The 1,529-nt window shown below is 62.7% G+C and carries 3 protein-coding genes; all 3 read left to right on the forward strand.

The window, feature by feature from the left end; genetic code table 11:
- Positions 1 to 50: 50 nt before the first annotated feature.
- A complete protein-coding gene (locus tag U1769_RS24915; protein WP_332720854.1) occupies positions 51 to 554 on the forward strand; it encodes an LbetaH domain-containing protein in 504 nt (167 codons plus the stop codon).
- A complete protein-coding gene (locus U1769_RS24920; protein ID WP_332720855.1) occupies positions 554 to 1,192 on the forward strand; it encodes a class I SAM-dependent methyltransferase in 639 nt (212 codons plus the stop codon). Before U1769_RS24915 ends, U1769_RS24920 begins: the two co-directional genes overlap by 1 nt.
- Positions 1,189 to 1,529, forward strand: a 341-nt coding sequence (locus U1769_RS24925; protein ID WP_332720856.1) for a glycosyltransferase family 2 protein, incomplete at its 3' end; no start/stop codon positions are given. The genes U1769_RS24920 and U1769_RS24925, both read left to right, overlap by 4 nt.

Below are 1,529 nucleotides of genomic sequence, written 5' to 3' on the forward strand. Positions count from 1 at the left end.
GCCCCAGTTTCTCGCTTGGCAACCGGCTGCTCCGCGCGGCATGGATTATCGTGTGGCTGGTGCTGGCGAGCTGGACCCCGCGCGCCCTGCATGGGTGGCGCCGCTTCCTGCTCAAGGTGTTCGGCGCGCGGATGGGCCAGGGCGCGGACGTGCGCGGCAGCGCGCGCATCTGGTATCCACCCCATCTGGTGATGGAGGATCGCGCGGTCATCGGCCCGCGCGTGACCTGTTATAACCAAGCTGAAATCCGGCTGGGGCAGGATTCGCTGGTGTCGCAGGGTGCGCATCTTTGCGCCGGCACACACGATTTTGACGATCCCGCATTTCAGCTGATCGCCCGGCCTATTCGCATCGGCCGGGACGTATGGATTGCAGCGGAAGCGTTTGTGGGGCCTGGCACCGTTATCGGTGACCGCGCCGTCGTCGGGGCTCGGGCAGTCGCCTTCGGCACGCTTGCGCCGAATATGGTTTATCGCGGCAATCCGGCGACTGCCCTGCGCATCCGGCGCGGCGCAGTCGAAGAAATGGCCGATCTTGAAGACGGAGGGCATTGATGTCGGGGGCGATCACAGATGATTATGGCTGGGGTTCCGAAACGGATCACGGCGCAGCCGATTACCTGAATCCCGCAATTTGCGCACTCGTCGCAAAGACCGGGGCACGCGACATCCTGGATGCCGGTTGCGGCGGTGGCGCGCTTTGTGCCGACCTGCATGCGCGCGGTTATCAGGTCGTCGGGGTCGACGGCGATGCGAAGGGCATCGAAATCGCCAGAACCACGCATCCGGGTATTCGGTTCGAGGTTGCGCGGTTCGAGGATTCGCCCGGTGCGATCGGCGGCAACGACGGCGGGTACGATTGCGTCGTCAGCACCGAAGTGGTCGAACATCTCTATGCGCCGCAAGAACTTGCCCGGTTCTGCTTCGAGGCGCTGCGCCCCGGAGGCACGCTCATCATCACCACCCCTTATCATGGCTACCTCAAGAATCTGGCGCTGTCCGTCATCAACAAATGGGATTTCCATCATCATCCGCTGTGGCATGGCGGTCACATCAAATTCTGGAGCCCGCCGACATTGGGAAAATTGTTGACCGATGCCGGTTTCGAACTGACCGGCTTCAGCGGGGTCGGGCGTATACCCTATCTGTGGAAGAGCATGGTCCTGACCGCGCGTAGGCCGACAACGGCATGACCGTCAGCCTTTCCGTCATTCTGCTGACGCACAACGAGGAGCTTCACCTCGGGCGGGCGCTCGAGTCCGTAGCACCGTTTGCCGAGCGGGTTATCGTTGTGGATTCCGGCTCAACCGATGCAACGATCGACATCGCACGCCGTCATGGCGCGACCGTCCTGCACAATCCGTGGGTCAACTATGCGCAACAATTCGCATGGGCGCTCGAGCATGCGGAGGTCCGCACCCAATGGGTCATGCGCCTCGACGCTGATGAGGTGATCGGCGCCGACCTGGCCGCCGAAATCGAGGAAAAACTCCCCCAGTTCGGCCCCGATGTCGCAGGCATAAACCTGCA

It is taken from the genome of Parasphingomonas zepuensis (assembly GCF_036663735.1).
Lineage (GTDB): Bacteria > Pseudomonadota > Alphaproteobacteria > Sphingomonadales > Sphingomonadaceae > Sphingomonas.

Coding starts and splice junctions, on each gene's coding strand:
- U1769_RS24920 (WP_332720855.1), top strand. CDS start 554: ATGTCGGGGGCGATCACAGATGATTATGGCTGGGGTTCCGAAACGGAT.